The following is a 19,151-nucleotide window of genomic DNA, read 5'->3' as shown; positions in this document are numbered from 1 at the left end:
CCGCTCTCAACGACTCCCGGACATTCAACCGATCCATGTATCTCGCCCGCTTGCCCATCCTGCCCCCGACTGTTTCTGTCAGCAGCGGTAGCGCGGCCGCGCGCATCCGGCCATTCAGTGTATGGTTCACAAATTTCCCGTTCCGTGATATTTGTCACGCCATGCAGCAGATTCTCGACAAGCGCGCCCGTGCCGCCCTGCTCCGCTCCCGGCTGATGCGCGCCATGGAAAGGGCGGAAACCAACCAGACCGCGCTGGCCCGCGCGATCGGCGTCGACCGCTCGACGATTTCACAACTCCTGAAGGACGAAGGCGCCCGCCTGCCCAACGCCCACCTCGTCGGTAGCTGCGCGCAGGCGCTCGGGGTCTCGGCGGACTGGCTCCTTGGGCTGTCGGAACGGCCCGAACGCGCCGCCGACCTGCTCGCCACCTCGCTGACGATGACCGAGGCCCCCCGCGCGCTGGTCGACGAACAGATCTTCGCATGGCACCGCGAGGCGGAGGGCTACAAGATCCGCTACGTGCCCCCGGCCCTGCCCGACATGCTCAAGACCCGGGCGCTGCTCAACTGGGAATACACGCCGCATCTGGGACGTACGACCGAACAGGCGATCAACGCCTCCACCGACCGGCTGAACTGGATGCGGGCCTCGCACTCCGACTACGAGATCGCTCTTCCCATGTCGGAGATCGAGGCCTTCGCCGGGGCCACGGGGTATTACGCCGGGCTGGCGCCAGGCCTGAGACGGGCACAACTCGACCTGATGATCGACCTGACGGAGGCGCTCTACCCGCGGCTGCGGATGACGCTCTACGATGCCCGGCGCCTCTATTCCGCGCCGCTGACGGTGTTCGGCCCGCTGCTGGCCGTCCTCTACCTTGGCCGCAACTACCTCGCCTTCCGCGACAGCGACCGGATCGCGGTCTTCACCGCGCATTTCGACCACCTCGTGAAGGAGGCGGAAATCACGGCGCGGGACATCCCGGACCACCTCCGCCGCCTGCGCGACGGGATCGCTGGCTGACCATCACCGCACGCTCGCCAGACCAGATGTCCAGCCGGTCAAATCCAACTTGCAGGCAAGACCTCAGGCGCTCCGCTGGCCCGACACGACGGCCGTTCAGGTATTTTTGCCAAGATGAAGGCAAAGTCGCGCGCAGGCCTTCATCTTGGTCCAAATACCTGACCGGGACCTCTTCACCGTTTCCGCGCGCGGAGGTCCGCGCCGGTGGTGGCGGGGCGGGGTGGGCGGGCGGGAGCGCCGCCACCACCGGTGCGTCAGAAAGGCATCGGATGGGCCCGGTGGGTCTCGTCGAGCGCTTGCAGCACATCTTCGTCCAGGTCGAGGTCCGCCGCGGGCAGAAGGCTTTCCAGTTGCGCCAGTGTCGTGGCGCCGAAGATCGAGGAGGTCACGAAGGGCCGCCGCGCCGACCAGGCCAGCGCCATGCGCGCCGGATCGAGCCCGAAGCGCCGCGCGACCTCGAGGTAGGCGGCCACCGCCGTGAAGACCCGGTCGCCGGTGCGGCCGCCCATCGTCTCGTTGAGCGACATGCGCGATCCCTCGGGGACCCGGCCCTCCTGGTACTTGCCGGTCAGGAACCCCGCACCCAGGGGCGAGAAGGGCAGCAGGCCCACGTCCTCGTAGGCCATCAGTTCCGCCAGGTCCGTGTCCGCCAGCCGGCAGAGCAGCGAATATTCGTTCTGGACAGAGACCACCTTCGGCCCGCCGGTCCGCGCCGCCGTCTCCAGCCACATCTGCGTGCCCCAGGCGCTTTCGTTCGACAGCCCGAAGGCGCGGATGGTGCCGCGGTCCACCTCGGCCTGCAGCGCGCCCAGGCAGTCCTCCATGTCCTGCACGACCTGCTCCCTCGTCCAGCCGGACTGCGACGGGTCGTACTGCCAGTTCTTGCGGAACATGTAGCTGCCGCGGTTGGGCCAGTGGAACTGGTAGAGGTCGACGTAATCCGTCTTCAGCCGTTTCAGCGAGCCTTCCAGCGTCTGCCGGATCGACTCCGACGAGATCGGCGCCCCGTCGCGCGCGAGGCTGCCCTCGCCCGAGTGCTTGGTGGCGAGGATCCAGTCGCCGCGCCGCCCGGTCTTTTCGAACCACTCGCCGATCACCGCCTCCGTCAGGCCCACGGTCTCCTTGCGGACCGGGTTCACCGGGTACATTTCCGCCGTGTCCATGAAGTTGATGCCGGCATCCAGCGCGCAGTCGATCTGGGCGTGGGCATCCTCCTTCGGGGTCTGGTTGCCGTAGGTCATCGTGCCGAGGCAAAGCTCGCTCACCATCAGGCCGGAACGGCCCAGCGGGTTCATCTTCATCGCGTCTGTCCTGCAATCGTCGTGGTTGCGCGCAGGATGCCCGCCCCGCCGGGGGAAGACAAGGCGGCCGCGAGGGCCCGAGAACGGCTTGAGAACAAAGTGCGAACATTGTAGACTGACGGCATGATGGCCAGCGCCCTCCTCTCCCGCCGCCCGCACCGGCCGCCCCCCGCCCTGACCCTGTGGGAGGAGGTGGCACTGCCGCTGAACCGCGTGCACGAGATCTGCGGCCCGGCCCGGCGCACGCTGGCGCTCCGGCTTGCGGCCCGGGCCGGGGCACCGCTGATCTGGATCGCGCCCGGCCGCGGCGCGGACATGCCGGACGCCTGCGGCATGGCGGCCCTCATGGATCCCGGCGAGGTGCTGTTCGTCACCGCCGCACGGCCCGCCGACCTGCTCTGGACGATGGAGGAGGCGCTGAAGAGCGGCGCGGCCCCCGTCGTGGTGGCGGAACTGGCCGAGCCGCCGGGCATGACCCCCGTGCGCCGCCTGCACCTCGCGGCGGAGGCCGGGGCGGAGACCGGGCTGTCGATGCCGCTCGGGTTGCTGCTGACGCCGGGCACGGGCGGCGCCCCGGGGATCGAGACACGCTGGCATTGCGCCCCGGCCCATGCCCCCGGCCGCGACGCCTGGCGGCTGGAGCGGCTGCGCGCCCGGATGCTGCCGCCGAAGGTCTGGCGGCTGGAGAACGACCGCCTGATGCCCGAGGGTATGGCGGCGCAAAGCCCCGCCCTACAGGAGGTCGCGCCCCCGGTGCCCGCCCGAGACGTCCCGACGCCGGGAGCATAGGACACGGGACCGCCGGGAGAGGCTGCACCGCCGCGTGGCCCATGCCGCCCGCCTGACCAGCCAGACGAGAGGACCCGACCGGCGGCACGCGACACGAACGCGCATCTGTCGAAGCTCCCGCCCGCAAGCGCCGCGACCGGGCCGCCGCCTAGCCTGTCGCCCTGCCCGGAACAGAAGGGCCTGAAACCGGACCGGCCTGCGCCGCCTGCCGTGCCTCCGCCCGCGCAAAGCTGCTGTAGGGCCAGTCGCCGGCCCGTGACACAAGCCCTTCCCGCACAGGCGCGTTCCGGCAGAAGGCCATATGCGCCGACAGGTCCTGCGGGCCGGTGATGTGATGTTCCCAAAAGCGCCGCTGCCAGACACCGCTCTCGCCGCCCCGCAACCGCGCACCGCTCCGTAGGGCGGGGCTTTGCGCCGCCTGCCCCCGCGCCTCCTTCAGCGCGACGGAAAACCGCCCCTTGATCGCGCCCCACCGGCGGGAATAGCCACAATCGCCCTCCGGCATCCGCCAGATCGCGTGCATGTGGTCCGGCAGGACGACCCAGGCCAGCACCTCCACCGGCCAGTCGCGCAGCGTGGCGCCCACCGCCCACCGCAAAAGGTCCACCTCCCGCACCAAGAGGTCCGAGCCCCGCTCCGCGAGGCAGACGGTGAAAAAGGCGGTGCCCCCGGGCACCCGAAGGCGGCGATAGCGCGACATGGGGCCCACTCTGCGGCAGGAGCAGGTAACCGCCGGTGAACGGATCTTGTCCCAAAACGACATCCAAGGTCGATTCCCGACGCGCACCCCCGCGCCCCGCATGGTCTGCCGGGCCGCATGAAACTCGCCTTGTCCTTCACCGCCCTCTTCTTCTCGGTCATCCTGCTGCAGCTCTCCTCCGGTGGCATCGGCCCGCTCGATGCGCTTTCGGGCATCGCACTGGAGTTCACCACCACCCAGATCGGCCTTCTGGGCTCCGCGCATTTCGCCGGGTTCTTCATCGGATGCTGGTGGGCGCCGCGCCTGATGGGAGAGGTCGGCCACGCCCGCGCCTTCGCCGCCTTCACCGCGCTCGGCACCCTGGGCATCCTCGGCCACGTCCTGACCGACAGCGCATGGGCATGGAGCGCGCTGCGCGTGGCGCAGGGTTTGTGCGTGGCGGGCGCCTACACGGTGATCGAGGCATGGCTGCAGGCCAAGGTCACCAACGCCAACCGGGGGCGCGCCATGGGGGCCTACCGCCTCGCGGACCTGGGCGCGGCGCTGGGGGCGCAGCTGGTGATCTCCGTCCTGCCGCCGGCGCATTACGTCTCCTACACGCTGCTGGCGATGGTCTGCTGTGCGGCGCTGCTGCCGCTGGCCCTGACCCGCATCCCGCAGCCCGTGGTGGCCGCGGCCCCACGCCTGACGCCGTCGCTTGCCTGGCACAACTCGCCGCTCGCTGTCGCAGGCGTGCTGGTGGCGGCGCTGTCGGGCGCGTCCTTCCGGATGGTCGGACCGCTCTACGGCGCCGCGGTGGGCCTTGCGCCCTCGCAGATCGCCTTCTTCCTTGCCGCCTTCGTCGCCGGGGGCGCGCTGGCGCAGCTTCCGGTGGGCTGGCTGGCCGACCGTTTCGACCGGCGCACCGTGCTGGTCTGGCTCTCGGTCGCGGCAATCCTCTCCTGCGTGTTCACCGCCACCGTCACCGACCTGCCCGCCTGGGGCATCATGCTGTCGGCGGCGGTCTTTGGGCTGACCACCTACCCGATCTATTCCATCGCCGCCGCCCACGCGCACGACTTTGCCGAGGACGACAAGCGGGTGGAGCTCTCGGCCGCGCTGATGTTCTGGTACGCGACCGGCGCCATCGCCGCGCCCTACGTCGCTTCCGCCCTGATCGAGGGTTTCGGGCCGCCCGCGCTTTTTGCCCTGATCGCGATCGGGCACGCCGCGCTGGTGATCTTCGGTTTCGTCCGGATGCGGGCCCGCCCGGCTGCCCCGACCCGCACCCGCTACGTCTATGCCCCGCGCACGACCTTCTCCGTCGGCCGCCTCCTGAAGCAGTTCCGCGACCCGCGCAACGGCGACTGAAGGCGCCCGCCCGGCCACGCCCCGTTCCCGCGCCGCCCAAAAAAGAGACGGTCGGGTATGCCGGGAAACAGTGGGGCGTTTGTCCGCAACGCCCCCTGCCGTACCCTCATTCGGCTGCCGGAGCCCCCGGCACGCAGGCGTTGGGGCGACAACAATAATACGGACGCCTGCCGATTTTTACGGGAGGATACTCATGAAGAAGGCATTCACGGCCTCCGTTTCGGCGCTGGCACTCTGGCTTCCGGCCATGGCCATGGCGCAGGACGGCACGGTCAAGTTCGGCATCCTTGTCGCCACCGAGGGCGCCTTCGCCGAAGGCGGCGCGGACGGCATCCGCAACGTCGAGCTGGCGATCCAGCAGGCGGGCGGCACCGCGGGCGGTCTGACCATCGAAACGGTCGTGGCCCCCACCGACACCACGCCCGACACCACCGTCCGGCAGGCGCGCAAGCTGATCGAGCAGGACGGCGTCGACATCATCCTCGGCCCGCTTTCCGGCTCCGAGGGGATCGCCATGCGCGACTACGCCAAGACCATCCCCGACAAGACCGTCATCAACGGCATCTCGGGCGCGCTGGAAACCACATGGGTCGACCCGGCCGAGAACTTCTTCCGCTTCAACCTCGACGGCGCACAGTGGGGCGCGGGGCTCGGCTCCTACGTGGTGAACGAGAAGGGCTGGACCAGGGTCGCCACCGTGGCCGCCGATTATTCCTTCGGCTACACGAACTTCCTGGGCTTCGCGGTGGACTTCTGCAGTGCCGGCGGCGACATCGTCGAACGCTTCTGGGTGCCGCTGGGGTCGTCGGACTTCGGCGGGGTGATCGCCTCGCTGCCCGATGACGTGGACGCCATCTACCTCGGCGTCGGCGGCACGGACGCGATCAACTTCCTCAACCAGTACAGCCAGGCCGGGGCCGACACCAACCTGATCGGCGGCACGATCATGGCGGACCAGACCGTCCTGACCTCGCGCGGCCGCGCCAAGGAGGCCCTCGTCGGCACGCCCACCTCCGGTCCGCTGGCGGACGACAACCCCGATCCGGCATGGCAGGAATACGTCAAGGCCTACCAGGACGCCTTCCCGGAAGGTGAACGCTTCCCCTCGCCCTCGCTCTTCGGCGTCGGCTACTACGTCGCGGCGCTCGCGGCCATCGAGGGGCTGAACCAGGTCGACGGCGATCTCTCGGACGGGCAGGCCGCCTTCAAGGAGGCGCTGTCCAGCATGACCCTCGAGACGCCGCTCGGTCCGGTCACCCTGAACGAGAACCGCCAGGCCACCGGCTCGGTGTTCATCAACGAAGTCGTGGATGACGGTCAGGGTGGTCTGCGTAACGAGTTCAAGTCGCGTACCGACAACGTCAACCAGACGCTGGGCCTGTCCGAGGAGGAATTCCGCGCGATGGGTCTGCCGTCCCGCGACACGCCCGATTGCGCAGCGCTGCGCGACGGTTGACGAAGACACGGATGCGCAATCGCGCGCGGGGCCGCTTGCTGGCCCCGCGCTGCGCCCGAGGGGGCCGGTGCCCCCGCGGCGCGCGTGGCTTCGGAGCGGGCTCGCCGTGTCTCTCATCACCTATCTCACCCGCATCCATTTCGCCGACCGCGTGCTCGAGGACGCGCTGTCTGCCGAGATGGAGCGTCACGGCCTGCGCCATCTGCTGGTGATCTCTGACCGGGATGCGGCGCATGGCGACGGGCTTGACCGGCTTTTCGCCGCCCTGCCCTGCCAGACACGCACCGCGAGCCACTTCGCCGGGGACATCGCACCGGATCTGGACCTGGCCCGCGCGCTCGAACTCCTCGAACAGGAGGGCTGCGACGGGATCATCGGGTTCGGCGGGCTGGCGGCCCTGAACCTTGCCCGGACCGCAGCGTCGGACCGGGTGCCTGTCATCACCATTCCCACCTGCACGGACACCGTGGGCCTCGGCCCCATCGACCCGGGCCTTTCGGCGCGACCGGGACGCAAGGCGGCGCTGCCGGTGGCGATCCTCTGCGACGCGACGCTGACCACCTCCGCCGACCCGGAGGCCACGGCGGCAGCCGGGATGGACACGCTCTGCCAGTGTCTCGAGTGCTTTCTCGGCACCGCCTTCAATCCCCCGGCGGACGGCATGGCGCTGGACGGGCTGCGGCGCGCGGCGCTCTCGCTCGAAACCGCCGTGCAGGACGGCAGGGACCTGTCCGCGCGGCGTGAGCTGCTGGCCGCCGCCCTGAACGCGGGGCTGGCGTCGGAGAAGGGGCACGGCGGCATCGCCGCGGCGGCCCACGGGCTGGAGGCCATCGCCCGCTCCCGCCGGGGTATCCTGCACGGCGCGCTCCTGCCGGAGGTGCTCGCCTTCAACGCGCCGGCGGTGCACGACCGCCTCGGGCTGGTGCGGATGGTACTGGGCCTGCCCGCCGACGCCGATCCCGGCGAGCGGCTGGTCGCGCTTGCGCAGCGCATCGGCCTGCCGCGCCGCCTGTCGGACATCGGGATCGAGGAACACATGCTGTCGCGCGCGGCCCAGGGCGCCGCCGCCGATCCGGCCAACCGGACCAACCCGCGCCATGCCACCGGGCGCGACTACGAAAGGATCATGCGTGCCGTCCTGTGATCCCGAATTGCCCCGCCGTGCCCCCCGCGGCCCGCGCGCCAACCAATATTTGTCGAAAACGGGAATCGGAGTAGCATGCCCGTGTCCTGACATGCCCGGAGAGCGCATGCAGTGCCAACATTAAGGGACGAAACGTCCCGGGAGGAGTAAATGAGTGACTCGCTGGCCGTGTTCCACGGCCGTTTCGGTCGCGTCTGCCTTTACAACATGGACCGCAGCATGGTGCCGCACGGGCACCGCGAGGGCCACCTGATCTTTCATCTTCAGGGGCCGCCGGGCCAGATCAACGTGAACGGCCGGAAATGGCCGCTCGCCCCGGGTCAGGGCGTCGCCGTCAGCCCGTGGCTGTCGCACTTCTACCAGCCGGTGCACCTGTCCGAACCGACGCTGGCGCTGGTGCTCTACATCCGGCCATCGTGGTTCCTCGACGTGTCGCGGCGGGCCTCGGCCTCGCTCTCGTTTGGGCGCGTGGGCATCGAGGTGACCGACCACCTCGCCCGGCTGATCTACGGCACGGCGCAGGCCATGCTCGAGGAGGACAGCGAGGACGTGATGATCGAGGACCGCCTCTGCGACCTCACCCGCGTCGCCTACGAACAGTCATGGCAGTGGACGCCGCGCGGCGCCGACTTCACCGGGCCGGACATGCCGCGCCGCGACTACCGCATCCGCAAGGCGCTGAAGTACCTGCAGGAAGGTCTGGGCGAGGCGCTGGAGATGGACCGCGTCGCGCGCGAGGTCGGCCTGTCGCGTCCGCATTTCTACAAGCTCTTCCGGGCGCAGGTCGGGCTGACACCGAACCTCTACCTCAATGCGCTGCGGATGGAGCAGGCGATCGACATGCTGGCCACCTCCGAGGACGGCGTGGCCGACATCGGCTTCGACCTCGGGTTCTCCAGCCAGGCCAGCTTCTCGCGGTTCTTCATCGGCAACGGAGTGGTACCGCCCTCGGCCTACCGCCGCTCGGTGCACGTCGCCTGACGTAGCGGCCCCTTTGCCCCGGTGGCCTGCCGCCAGCCGGCCGGGCGCCTGTTCTTATGCCTGCATCCGTGCACCGGGCAGGCCACTCCCGCCGACCTATGGCTCCCACCAGTCCATGCGCCGCTGCTCCCAGATCTTCTCGCCGATCTCGCAGTCGTAGGGCGGTTTCGCCGGGGCGAACTGCACGTCCTGAATGCCCTCGAGGCCCACCCCCCCGCTGCCGGAGGCGATCTCAAGCACCAGCTTGCGCCGCACCGCCTCGCCGAAGTCCGTCCAGTCCAGCACCGGGATCACGAAGGAGCCGGGACCGCCGGTCACGCAGGATTCGTAATAGACGTCGAGATCGTCGAGGTGCCACCGGCCGCCCATCCCCTCCTGCGTCATCAGCGGCAGGCCGTTTATCACGATCCGCCGGGCCAGCACGTCGTCGCGCGCATCGGTCACGATCCGCCCCTGGTTGTTCGGCCCGTCGCCCGAGATGTCGATGACCCGGCGCAACCCTTCGTACGCGTTGGCCTCGATCATCTCTGCCCCGAACGCCAGCGCCCCGGAAATGGAGGTCCGCCGCATCCCGATGGTGGAGGTCATCTCCACCGCCCGTGCAAAGGCGTCCAGATCCTCCCGCCCCTCCAGCACGGTCCAGTCGACGATCACGTTCTGCCCGCCCGCCCACTCCACGTAGGTCAGCGCGATGCGTTGCAGCAGCCCGGCCTGCACCGCGGCATAGACTTCGTCGGACCGCAGGGCAGAGGCATAGCCCTGCCGCTGGATCTCCAGCTCACCCATGGTCATCGACCGCGAGACGTCCACCAGCAGCACAAGCTCCAGGTCGACCTCCTCGGCCCGGGCCGCGGTGGACGTGGCAAGGACGAGGGCGGCACAGGCGGCAAGAACACGTTTCATGGAGGAAAGGCTTCGGGTTCACGGCCCTCACGTCAAATCACAAAGGGGACAACAGCGCCGCTTCGCCCCGCAAACCGGCCCCGCGCGCCGCAAACTGCGCATTTCCGGCGCAGCTCTCCTGCCGTTCGAAGGCGAGGATGTTTTCAAACGGAGGGTTGAAGGATCAGACCCTCGGGTATCAGCGCGGCCGCGTTTGGGCGCTAACCTCTGCAAGCCCCTGCAACGGGGCGTCGTGGACGGGAGACCATGCAAAGGTTCATTCAGCGCCATCCGGTCTGGTCATTCATCATCGCGCTCGGCGCGGCGATCCTGCTGTGGCTGATCTTCGCGCCGTGGTCCGCTGGCATGGAGGAGACCCTCGGCAAGAAGCGCGTCTTCCTGAACGGCATCTTCGGGGGCATCACGCTGGGCGCGCTCTATTTCCTCGTGGCCTCCGGCTTTACCCTGATCTTCGGCCTGATGCGCAACGTGAACCTCGCGCACGGATCGCTCTACCTGCTGGGCGGCTACCTCGGCTTCGAGATCTCGGAACGGACGGGATCGTGGTTCCTCGCCTTCCCGGTGGTCTTCGTCGTGGTCGGCATCGTGGGCATCGTCCTGCAGAACCAGGTCTTCCGCCGGATGGAGGGCGAGGAACTGCGCCAGACCATGGTCACCATCGGCCTGTCGGTGGTCATCGCCGACCTCCTGCTGTGGCAATGGGGCGGGCAGTCCTACACGATCTACGCGCCTGACCTGCTGTTCGGCCCGATGACCCTGCCCATCGTCTCGGACGTGCGCGACAGCGGAGAGGTCGTCTACCTCAACTATCCCGCGGTCCGCATGGCGATCCTGTTCGCCGCCATCGTCATCGGCGTCGGCATGTGGCTGGTGCTGAACAAGACCCGGCTGGGGATGCTGGTCCGCGCCGGCGTCGACGACCGCGAGATGCTGGCCGCCTCCGGTGTGCGCATCCAGTACGTGTTCCTCGCCGTCTTCGCCTTCGGCGCGGGGCTTGCCGGCATGGCGGGCATCGTCGGCGGCACCTTCCAGTCGCTGTCGCCGGGCGAGGACACGCGCTTCCTGCTGGCCAGCCTCGTCGTCGTGATCGTCGGCGGCATGGGGTCGATCCCCGGCGCCGCCATCGGGGCGCTGATCATCGGGCTCAGCGAGCAGCTCGGCCTGATCTACGCGCCCACCTATTCGGTGGTCTTCACCTTCCTCATCATGGCCGTCGTGCTGGCCTTCCGGCCGCAGGGCCTTCTGGGACGGGGGTAGCGCATGGCACTGGCCGAAGACCAACCGAAAGACGATGCCGAACCGCTCTGGGTCGAACGCGTGCCGCCCGCGTGGTGGGTGCTGGGCGTGATCCTCCTGACGATGCCCGCCTGGGCCAACGACTTCATCCTGTTCCAGGTTATGGGCTGGACCTTCATCCTCGGGATCATCGCCCTGTCGCTGATGTTCCTCGCGGGTTACGGCGGCATGGTCAGCCTGATCCAGATGTCGGTCGCGGCCACCGGCGGCTACATGGTGGCGATCTTCGGCAGCTCAGGGGCCGAGCTGAGCATGGGGCTGTCGTGGTGGATCTACCTGCCGCTGGCCATCCTGATCGCGGCGATCTTCGGCACCATCGTCGGCGCGCTCGCCGTGCGGACGGAGGGGATCTACACCATCATGATCACCCTCGCCATCGCGGCGGCCTTCTTCTACTTCACCCGGCAGAACTACACGATCTTCAACGGCTATTCCGGCTTCAACCTCGTGGTGCCGCCGGAGCTTTTCGGCATCGACTGGCGGCAGCCGACACCGTTCTACTACCTGACGCTCGGCTGCGCGCTGGCCTGCTATGCCGCCGTGTCCTACGTCTCGCGCGCGCCCTTCGGGCTGGCGCTGCAGGGCGTGCGCGACAACCCGCGCCGCATGGCCGCACTGGGGTTCAATGTGACGGCGCACCGCGTGGCGGCCTACACCTTTGCCAGCGTCATTGCGGCCATCGGCGGCATTCTCCTCGTCTGGCAGAACGCCCAGATCGCGCCCGGCACGGCGGGCATTCCGGCGGTCATCGACATCCTCGTGATCGCCGTGGTTGGCGGCATCTCAAGGCCCATCGGCGCCTTCATCGGCGCGCTGATCTACGTGCTGCTGCGGACCTTCTCGCCCGACGTGCTGCTGGCCTTCGGGCTGTCGGGCGAACGCTTCAAGCTGCTGATCGGCCTGGGCTTCCTGGCGGTGGTCTTCTTCTCGCCCGACGGGGTGCTGGGCCTGTGGGAGCGCTGGCGCGCCCGCCGCGCCCGCCGGGGCGACCCGCTGACCGGAGAGAGCGAATGACCATGGTCGAGGACAGGCGCACCGCCGACTCGCTCGGCTCCGTCAGCTCCGGCAACGCGCTGGAACTGCGCGGCGTGTCGAAGCTCTTCGGTGCGCTCGCCGCGATCTCGGACGTGACGCTGACCGTCCGCTCCGGCGAACGCCGCGCGGTGCTGGGATCGAACGGCGCGGGCAAGACGACGCTCTTCAACTGCGTGACCGGGGACTTCCTGCCGACCTCCGGCACGATCCGGCTGTTCGGCGAGGACGTGACCCGCTTCCCGGCCTACGAACGCATCCGGCGCGGCCTCAGGCGCACCTACCAGATCAGCCTGCTGTTCAACGGGCTGACCGTGGCCGACAACGTCTACCTCGCGTGCCGGGGCGTGTCGCGCGGGCGGTTCTCCTTCCTCAGGGCGCGCGCCAACGACGCGCTCCTGACGCGCTCGGACGAACTGATCGCCGCCGTGCACCTGACCGAATGGCGCGACACCTCCGTCGCCAACCTCAGCTACGGCCAGCAGCGGCAGCTGGAGATCGCGCTGGCGCTGGCGGGCGCGCCGCGGATCATCCTCTTCGACGAACCGGCGGCGGGCCTGTCGCCGACCGAGCGGGCGGAACTGGTGGCGATCCTCAACGGCCTGCCCGGCCACATCGGCTATATCATCATCGAGCACGACATGGACGTGGCCCTGCGCGTAGCGGAAAGCGTGACGATGATGCACAACGGGCGGATCTTTAAGGAAGGCACTCCCGAAGAGATCGAGAACGACGCGGAAGTCCAGGAACTCTACCTCGGAGGCGGCGATGAGTGAGCGCCCCGACACCCGCACCGGCCCCGCCGCGCTCGAGGTCAGGGGCCTCAACGTCTACTACGGCGCCTCGCACGCGCTGCAGGGCGTGGACCTGAGGCTGGAAAGCGGCGTGCTCTCGGTCGTTGGTCGCAACGGCATGGGCAAGACGACCCTCTGCAAGGCGATCATGGGGCTTGTCCCCGCCGCGTCGGGCGCCGTCAGTTTTGGCGGACAGTCCCTGCTGGGCCGCTCCCCCGCCGAGATCGCGCGCATGGGCATCGGTTACGTGCCGCAGGGCCGCCGACTGTGGCGGTCGCTCACCGTCGACGAACACCTGAAGATGGTGGAGAAGAAGGGCGGTGCCTGGAGCTCTGAGCGCATCTATTCCACCTTCCCCCGGCTGGCCGAACGGCGGCGCAACGGCGGCGCGCAACTGTCCGGCGGCGAACAGCAGATGCTGGCCATCGCCCGCGCACTTCTGGCCAACCCGCGCCTCCTCATTATGGACGAACCGACCGAGGGCCTCGCCCCGGTCATCGTCTCGCAGGTCGAGTCGATGCTGCTGCAACTCGCCTCCGAGGGCGAGATGGATGTGCTGGTGATCGAGCAGAACATCGGCGTCGCCTGCGCCGTGGCCGACCGCGTGGCGATCATGGTCAACGGGCGCATCAACCGGATGGTGCCCGCCCGCGAACTGGCCGCCGACCGCGACCTGCAGCAGCGGATGCTGGGCGTCGGGCGCCACGCCCATGACGACACGCCCGAACCGCAGCCCGACGCCAGCTCCGAGGCGACACCGAAGGGCCAGCCGACAGGCCCCCGCTCCGTCAGGATCTACCTGTCGAACCCCAAGACGCCGACCCGCTGGTCGCAGCCCGTCCCGGTGCCGCAGATCGAACGCGCCGCCCGGGTCGTCACCACCGGCCAGCCCACCACCAGCGGGGTGGAGACGGCGCTGCGGCCGCTCTCCCCCTCGGGCGAGCAAGTGGTGCTGGTGGCGGGCACGCTCGACACCAAGGGGGCGGAACTGCGCTACATGCGCGACCAGATCCGCGCCGCCGGGCTGCCGGTGCGCATGGTCGACCTCTCCACCAGCGGCAGGCACTCCGGGGCAGAGATCCCCGCCCACCAGGTCGCCGCCTTCCATCCGCGCGGCGCGGCGGGCGTCTTCACCGACGACCGCGGACAGTCCGTCGCAGGCATGACAGAGGCCTTCCGCCGCTGGATGTCCCGGCAGGACGGCGTCCTCGGCATCCTCTCGGCGGGCGGCTCCGGCGGCACGGCCATCGTCGCCCCGGCGATGCGCGCCCTGCCCGTCGGCGTGCCGAAGCTGATCGTCTCCACCGTGGCCTCGGGCGAGGTGGCGAAGTACGTGGGCCCCTCCGACATCACCATGATGCACTCCGTCGCCGACGTGCAGGGCCTGAACGCCATCACCGAAGAGGTTCTGTCGAACGCTGCGCAGGCGATGGTCTGCATGGTGAAGGCCCGCAAGGCCGCGCCCGCCCGCACCTCGGCCAAACCCGCCATCGGCCTGACGATGTTCGGCGTGACCACCCCCGCGGTGCAGCAGATCGCGAAGGCGCTGGCCGAGACCTTCGACTGCCTCGTCTTCCACGCCACCGGCATCGGCGGGCAGGCCATGGAAAAGCTGATCGACTCCGGCAAGATCGAAGGTGTCATCGACCTGACCACGACCGAGGTCTGCGACATGATGTTCGGCGGCGTCTTCCCCGCGACGGAGGATCGCTTCGGCGCGATGATCCGGCGGCGGATGCCCTACGTCGGCTCGGTCGGCGCGCTCGACATGGTGAACTTCGGCGCGCCCGAAACGGTCCCCGAGAAGTACCGGGCCCGCACCTTCTACGAACACAACCCGCAGGTCACGCTGATGCGGACCACGCCGGAGGAAAACGCCAGGATGGGCCGCTGGATCGGCGCCCGCCTGAACGAGATGGAGGCGCCGGTGCGCTTCTTCCTGCCCGAAGGCGGCGTCTCGGCGCTCGATGCGCGCGGCCAGCCCTTCGACGATCCGGCGGCGCGGCACGCGCTGTTCACCGCGCTGGAGGACACGGTCCGCCAGACCTCCACCCGCCGCGTAATCCGGCGGCCCGAGAACATCAACGACCCCGGGTTCGCCGCAGCCGTCGTCACCGCCTTCCGCGAGTTCCACGACGGCCGGCCCCCGACCCGCAAGGAGGCGCGCAGATGATCGACCGACAGACCATCCTCTCGAAGTTCCGCGACATGGTCGCGCGCGGCGAACCCATCGTCGGCGGCGGCGCGGGCACCGGGCTTTCGGCCAAGTGCGAGGAAGCGGGCGGCATCGACCTGATCGTGATCTACAACTCCGGCCGCTACCGCATGGCCGGGCGCGGCAGCCTCGCCGGGCTGATGCCCTACGGCGACGCAAACGCCATCGTGGTCGAGATGGCCTCCGAGGTGTTGCCGGTGGTGAAGCACACCCCGGTCCTGGCAGGCGTCTGCGCCACCGACCCCTTCCGGCTGATGGACAGGTTCCTGGACGAACTGAAGCGGATCGGCTTTGCCGGGGTGCAGAACTTCCCCACCGTGGGGCTGATCGACGGCACCTTCCGCGCCAACCTCGAAGAGACGGGCATGGGCTACGGGCTGGAGGTCGACATGATCGCGAAGGCCCGTGAAAAGGACCTGCTGACAACGCCTTACGTCTTCGACGAGGACAGCGCCGCCGCCATGGCCGGGGCCGGTGCGGACATCGTCGTCTGCCACCTCGGCCTGACCACCGGCGGCTCCATCGGGGCAGAGACGGCGCTGACGCTGAACGACTGCCCGGCGCTGGTGGACGCATGGGCCGAGGCCGCGCTGAAGGTCAATCCGGACGCCATCGTCCTGGTCCACGGCGGCCCGGTGGCGATGCCGGACGATGCCGAATTCATTCTGAAGAACACGTCGAACTGCCACGGGTTCTACGGCGCCTCCTCGATGGAGCGCCTGCCGACCGAAGTGGCGCTGACGGATCAAACGCGCGCTTTCAAGGCCATCAAGGGCCGGTAACGCGCAACGGGGAGGGTTGAGAAGTGAGTGGCCAGATAATCGGACAACTGATCCTGTGGCTGATCATCGCCGTCGTGGTGATCGCGATCATCTACTGGGTGATGCAGTGGCTCTACCGGCGGTCGACCAAGGAAATCGCCTTCGTGCGCACGGGTTTCCTCGGCGAGAAGGTGGTGATCGACGGCGGCGCCTTCGTCTGGCCGATCGTGCACGACATCACCCCCGTGAACATGAACACCCTGCCGCTCGCGGTGGCGCGCACCCGGGAACAGGCGCTCATCACCAAGGACCGGATGCGCGTCGACGTCGAGGCCGAATTCTACGTCCGCGTCCGCTCCGACAAGAGCTCCGTCTCGAAGGCCGCCGCAACCCTCGGCCGTCGCACGCTGGAGACGGAGCGCCTGAACGGCCTTCTGGCAGGCAAGTTCGAAAGCGCCCTGCGCGCCGTCGCCGCCGAGATGTCGATGGGCGAGATGCACGAGAACCGCGGCGCCTACGTCACCCGCGTCCGCGAGCAGGCGCAGGAGGATCTGGAGAAGAACGGGCTGGAACTGGAAAGCGTCGCGATCATCGACATCGACCAGACCGGGCTGGAATACTTCAACCCGTCCAACCGCTTCGACGCGGAGGGCCTGACCGTCCTGATCCGCGACATCGAGGACCGCCGCAAGCTGCGCAACGACATCGAGCAGGACTCGATGATCCTGATCCGCACCCGCAACCTGGAGGCCGAGAAGCAGGTGCTGGAGATCGAGCGCGCCAGCGAGGAGGCCCGCCTGAGCCAGGAGCGCGACGTGGAGACCCGCCGCGCCCAGCAGCGCGCCCAGATCGCCCGCGAACGCGCCGAACGCGAGACGGAGGCCGAAAGCGCACAGATCACCGCGCAGGAGACCATCGAACGCGCCCGCATCGCCAACCAGCGCGCCGTGGCAGAGGCCCGCATCGCCTCCGAACGCGAAATCCGCGCCCGCGAGATCGCCCGCAAGAAGGAGGACGACGCCGACGAGATCGCCGCGCAGGAAGCCACCGAAACCGCGCGCATCCTGCAAGAACGCGCCGTCCGTCAGGCCCGCATCCAGAACGAGCAGGAAACCCAGGCCCGCGAGATCGAACGCCAGCGCGCCATCGACGAGGCCGAGATCTCGGCCCGCGAGGTCATCGAACGCGCCCGCATCGAACAGGAAAAGGCCCTGTCGGAGGCCCGCATCGCCAAGGAGCGCGAGACCCAGTCGCTCGAGATCGAGCGGCAGAAGTCCGTCCGCGACGCGGAGATCGCCGCCAACGAGGCCAACGAGAAGCGGCGCATGGCGCAGGACCTCCTGCTGGCCCAGACCCGCATCAAGGGCGAAGAGGACATCCGCCAGCGCGAGATCGCCCGCCAGCAGGCGCTGGACGAGGCAGAGATCGCCGCGCGCGAGACCGTCGAACGGCTGCGCATCCTGCAGGACGCCCAGATCAGCGAGGCCCGCATCGCCGAGGACCGCCGTATCCGCGAACTGGAGATCGCGCGCAGGCAGGCCGTCGAGGCCGCCGAGATCGCGGCGGACGAGGCCGTCGAAGCCGCCCGCATCGCCCGCGAAAAGCAGATCGCCGCCACCCGGATCGAGGCCGACGGCGACACCACCACGCGCGAGATCGCCCGCAACCGCACCATCGACGAGGCCCGCGTTGCCGCCGACGAGGCGGTGGAACAGGCCCGCATCGCGCAGCGCCGCGCGCTCGAAGCCGAACGCATCGCCGCCGACCAGGAGGTCCGCGCCCGCGAGATCGACAAGGAACGCGAGCTGGAGAACGCCGAGATCGCCCGCCGCGAGGCCGTCGAGAAGGCCCGCGTCGCCTCGGAACTGGCGCTGGAGCAGGAGCGCATCGCCAGCCAGAAATCGCGCGAGGTGGCCGACATCGAACGCCGCCGCAACGTCGAGCAGGCCGAGGAACGCCGCGTGATCCAGCTGGCCGACACCAAGGCGGAGCGCGCCGCCGCCGAGGCCAACGTGCGCGAGGCGGAGGTCATCGCCCGCCGTGCCGTCGAGAAGGCCGAGATCGAGCGCGAGCGCGCGCTCGAGACCGCCCGCCTCGAACGCCGCCGCGCGCTGGAACAGCTCGAGGTCGCCCGCGTCCAGACCCTGCGCGAGGCCGAGATCGCCAGCCAGGAAGAGGTGGAGCGCGCCCGCATCGCCTCCGAACGCGGGCTGGACGAGATCCGCATCGACCACGAGACCGTCCGCCGCCGGCTGGAGGTCGGGCGCGAGCGCGAGGTCGAGACCGCGCAGATGGAAAAGGCCATCGCCCTCTACCAGAAGTCGCTGGAAGAAAGCGCCGCGCGGGCCGAGGCCGACGCCGCCCGCGCCCGTGCCGCCGAAGCCGAGGAAAAGGTCAAGACGGTGCGCGAGACGGAGGCCGCCAACCGCCGCAAGTCCATCGATGTGACCATGGCGGAAAAGGCCGCCGCCGAGGCGAAGCTGATCGCCGAGGGCGAGAAGGTCCGCAAGGCCGTGGAGGCCGAGGCGCAGAAGCTCATCAACGAGGCCGAGAACGTGCTCACCGACCCGGCGCGCGCCTCGCTCTTCCGCCGCAAGCTGCTGGAACACGTGGAAGGCATCGTCTCCGCCTCCGTCAAGCCGCTGGAGAAGATCCAGGACATCCGGATCATGCAGCTCGACGGGGTCACGGGCGGGGGCGGCAACCGCTCCGGCAGCCCCACGGACGAGGTCATCAACTCCGCGCTCCGCTACCGCGTGCAGGCGCCGCTGATCGACTCACTCCTTGCCGACATCGGGATCGAGGGCGGCGGGCTGGCCAAGCAGGGCGGCCTGATCCGCGAGGCCTCCGACATGAAACGCATCTCGGACGCGGTGGAGAAATCCGCCGGCTCAGGTTCAGGTTCGGGCTCGGGCGGCAGCGACGCGCCCGAGGGTGGCAAATCCGACACCGGGGGCAAGAAGTAGATGCCACGCGTATATATCTCATCGGTCATCGACGCCCCCGCCGCGAAGGTCTGGGACAAGGTGCGCGACTTCAACGCCCTGCCCCGCTGGCACCCGCGCATCCGCGACAGCCGGATCGAGAACGGCGAACCTTCGGACAAGGTGGGCTGCGTGCGCGACTTCCACCTCCAGAACGGCGACCGCATCCGCGAGAAGCTTCTTGGCCTCAGCGACTACGACCTGTTCTGCACCTACGCGATCCTCGAAAGCCCGATGCCGCTGACCGACTACGTGGCGACCCTGCGGCTCACGCCGATCACCGACGGCGACCGGACCTTTGCCGAGTGGACGGCAGAGTTCGACTGCGCCGAGGCGGACGCCGAGGACCTCGTCGACGGCATCGGCACCAACGTCTTCATGGCGGGCTTTGCCGCCCTGCAGCGCAACATGGCGACCTGA

General features: G+C 69.2%; 16 protein-coding genes. 13 read left to right on the top strand and 3 right to left on the bottom strand.

The window, feature by feature from the left end; genetic code table 11:
* The first annotated feature begins 161 nt into the window (after positions 1 to 161).
* Complete coding sequence (locus QNI11_RS03160; RefSeq protein WP_283982308.1) at positions 162 to 1,025, top strand: helix-turn-helix domain-containing protein; 864 nt, start codon at positions 162 to 164, stop codon at positions 1,023 to 1,025.
* Between the two features lie 254 nt (positions 1,026 to 1,279).
* Here QNI11_RS03160 and QNI11_RS03155 read toward each other — a convergent pair whose 3' ends face one another.
* Entirely contained in the window at positions 1,280 to 2,326 is a 1,047-nt protein-coding gene (locus QNI11_RS03155; RefSeq protein WP_283982307.1) for an aldo/keto reductase, read from the bottom strand.
* Between the two features lie 126 nt (positions 2,327 to 2,452).
* Here QNI11_RS03155 and QNI11_RS03150 point away from each other — a divergent pair, with 126 nt between their 5' ends.
* The gene (locus QNI11_RS03150) at positions 2,453 to 3,115 is read left to right on the top strand and encodes an ImuA family protein (protein ID WP_283982306.1); all 663 of its coding nucleotides are present in this window, start codon (positions 2,453 to 2,455) and stop codon (positions 3,113 to 3,115) included.
* 148 nt (positions 3,116 to 3,263) lie between these two features.
* Here the strand turns inward: QNI11_RS03150 and QNI11_RS03145 are convergent, their stop codons facing one another.
* The gene (locus QNI11_RS03145) at positions 3,264 to 3,815 is read right to left on the bottom strand and encodes a transposase (protein ID WP_283982305.1); all 552 of its coding nucleotides are present in this window, start codon (positions 3,813 to 3,815) and stop codon (positions 3,264 to 3,266) included.
* A 117-nt stretch (positions 3,816 to 3,932) separates the two neighbouring features.
* On the opposite strand from QNI11_RS03145, the gene QNI11_RS03140 reads away from it, so the two are divergent.
* From QNI11_RS03140 to QNI11_RS03125, 4 genes are all read left to right on the top strand, one after another.
* Positions 3,933 to 5,165 (top strand): MFS transporter, encoded by a 1,233-nt coding sequence (locus tag QNI11_RS03140; RefSeq protein ID WP_283982304.1) that lies wholly within the window; start codon positions 3,933 to 3,935, stop codon positions 5,163 to 5,165.
* Positions 5,166 to 5,358: 193 nt separating this feature from the next.
* Positions 5,359 to 6,621, top strand: a complete 1,263-nt coding sequence (locus QNI11_RS03135; protein WP_100927904.1) for an ABC transporter substrate-binding protein — start codon at positions 5,359 to 5,361, stop codon at positions 6,619 to 6,621.
* A 106-nt stretch (positions 6,622 to 6,727) separates the two neighbouring features.
* Positions 6,728 to 7,765 carry an iron-containing alcohol dehydrogenase gene (locus QNI11_RS03130; protein WP_283982303.1) on the top strand — a complete coding sequence of 346 codons (1,038 nt, stop codon included), beginning with the start codon at positions 6,728 to 6,730 and terminating at the stop codon, positions 7,763 to 7,765.
* Between the two features lie 150 nt (positions 7,766 to 7,915).
* The gene (locus QNI11_RS03125; RefSeq protein ID WP_100927906.1) at positions 7,916 to 8,746 is read left to right on the top strand and encodes an AraC family transcriptional regulator; all 831 of its coding nucleotides are present in this window, start codon (positions 7,916 to 7,918) and stop codon (positions 8,744 to 8,746) included.
* 96 nt (positions 8,747 to 8,842) lie between these two features.
* On the opposite strand, the gene QNI11_RS03120 is transcribed toward QNI11_RS03125, so the two are convergent.
* The gene (locus QNI11_RS03120) at positions 8,843 to 9,649 is read right to left on the bottom strand and encodes a DUF1194 domain-containing protein (protein WP_283982302.1); all 807 of its coding nucleotides are present in this window, start codon (positions 9,647 to 9,649) and stop codon (positions 8,843 to 8,845) included.
* 246 nt (positions 9,650 to 9,895) lie between these two features.
* Here QNI11_RS03120 and QNI11_RS03115 point away from each other — a divergent pair, with 246 nt between their 5' ends.
* From QNI11_RS03115 to QNI11_RS03085, 7 genes are read left to right on the top strand one after another with little or no spacing between them, the layout of a single operon-like run.
* Positions 9,896 to 10,906 (top strand): branched-chain amino acid ABC transporter permease, encoded by a 1,011-nt coding sequence (locus QNI11_RS03115; RefSeq protein ID WP_100927908.1) that lies wholly within the window; start codon positions 9,896 to 9,898, stop codon positions 10,904 to 10,906.
* Between the two features lie 3 nt (positions 10,907 to 10,909).
* The gene (locus QNI11_RS03110) at positions 10,910 to 11,959 is read left to right on the top strand and encodes a branched-chain amino acid ABC transporter permease (RefSeq protein ID WP_283982301.1); all 1,050 of its coding nucleotides are present in this window, start codon (positions 10,910 to 10,912) and stop codon (positions 11,957 to 11,959) included.
* Positions 11,956 to 12,753, top strand: a complete 798-nt coding sequence (locus QNI11_RS03105; protein WP_198521827.1) for an ABC transporter ATP-binding protein — start codon at positions 11,956 to 11,958, stop codon at positions 12,751 to 12,753. Before QNI11_RS03110 ends, QNI11_RS03105 begins: the two co-directional genes overlap by 4 nt.
* Positions 12,746 to 14,944: an ABC transporter permease gene (locus QNI11_RS03100; RefSeq protein WP_283982300.1), complete on the top strand. Its 2,199-nt coding sequence runs from the start codon at positions 12,746 to 12,748 to the stop codon at positions 14,942 to 14,944. The genes QNI11_RS03105 and QNI11_RS03100 overlap by 8 nt, the downstream gene beginning before the upstream one ends.
* The gene (locus QNI11_RS03095; RefSeq protein ID WP_100927911.1) at positions 14,941 to 15,768 is read left to right on the top strand and encodes a phosphoenolpyruvate hydrolase family protein; all 828 of its coding nucleotides are present in this window, start codon (positions 14,941 to 14,943) and stop codon (positions 15,766 to 15,768) included. Before QNI11_RS03100 ends, QNI11_RS03095 begins: the two co-directional genes overlap by 4 nt.
* Before the next feature lie 23 nt (positions 15,769 to 15,791).
* Positions 15,792 to 18,713 (top strand): flotillin family protein, encoded by a 2,922-nt coding sequence (locus QNI11_RS03090; protein WP_283982299.1) that lies wholly within the window; start codon positions 15,792 to 15,794, stop codon positions 18,711 to 18,713.
* On the top strand, positions 18,714 to 19,151 hold the full coding sequence (locus tag QNI11_RS03085) for an SRPBCC family protein (protein ID WP_100927913.1): 438 nt from the start codon (positions 18,714 to 18,716) through the stop codon (positions 19,149 to 19,151).

It is taken from the genome of Sagittula sp. MA-2, assembly GCF_030126985.1.
Classification (GTDB): Bacteria; Pseudomonadota; Alphaproteobacteria; order Rhodobacterales; family Rhodobacteraceae; genus Sagittula.
Note: the sequence above shows the minus strand (reverse complement) of the source record. Positions and strands in the feature narration are given on the sequence as shown.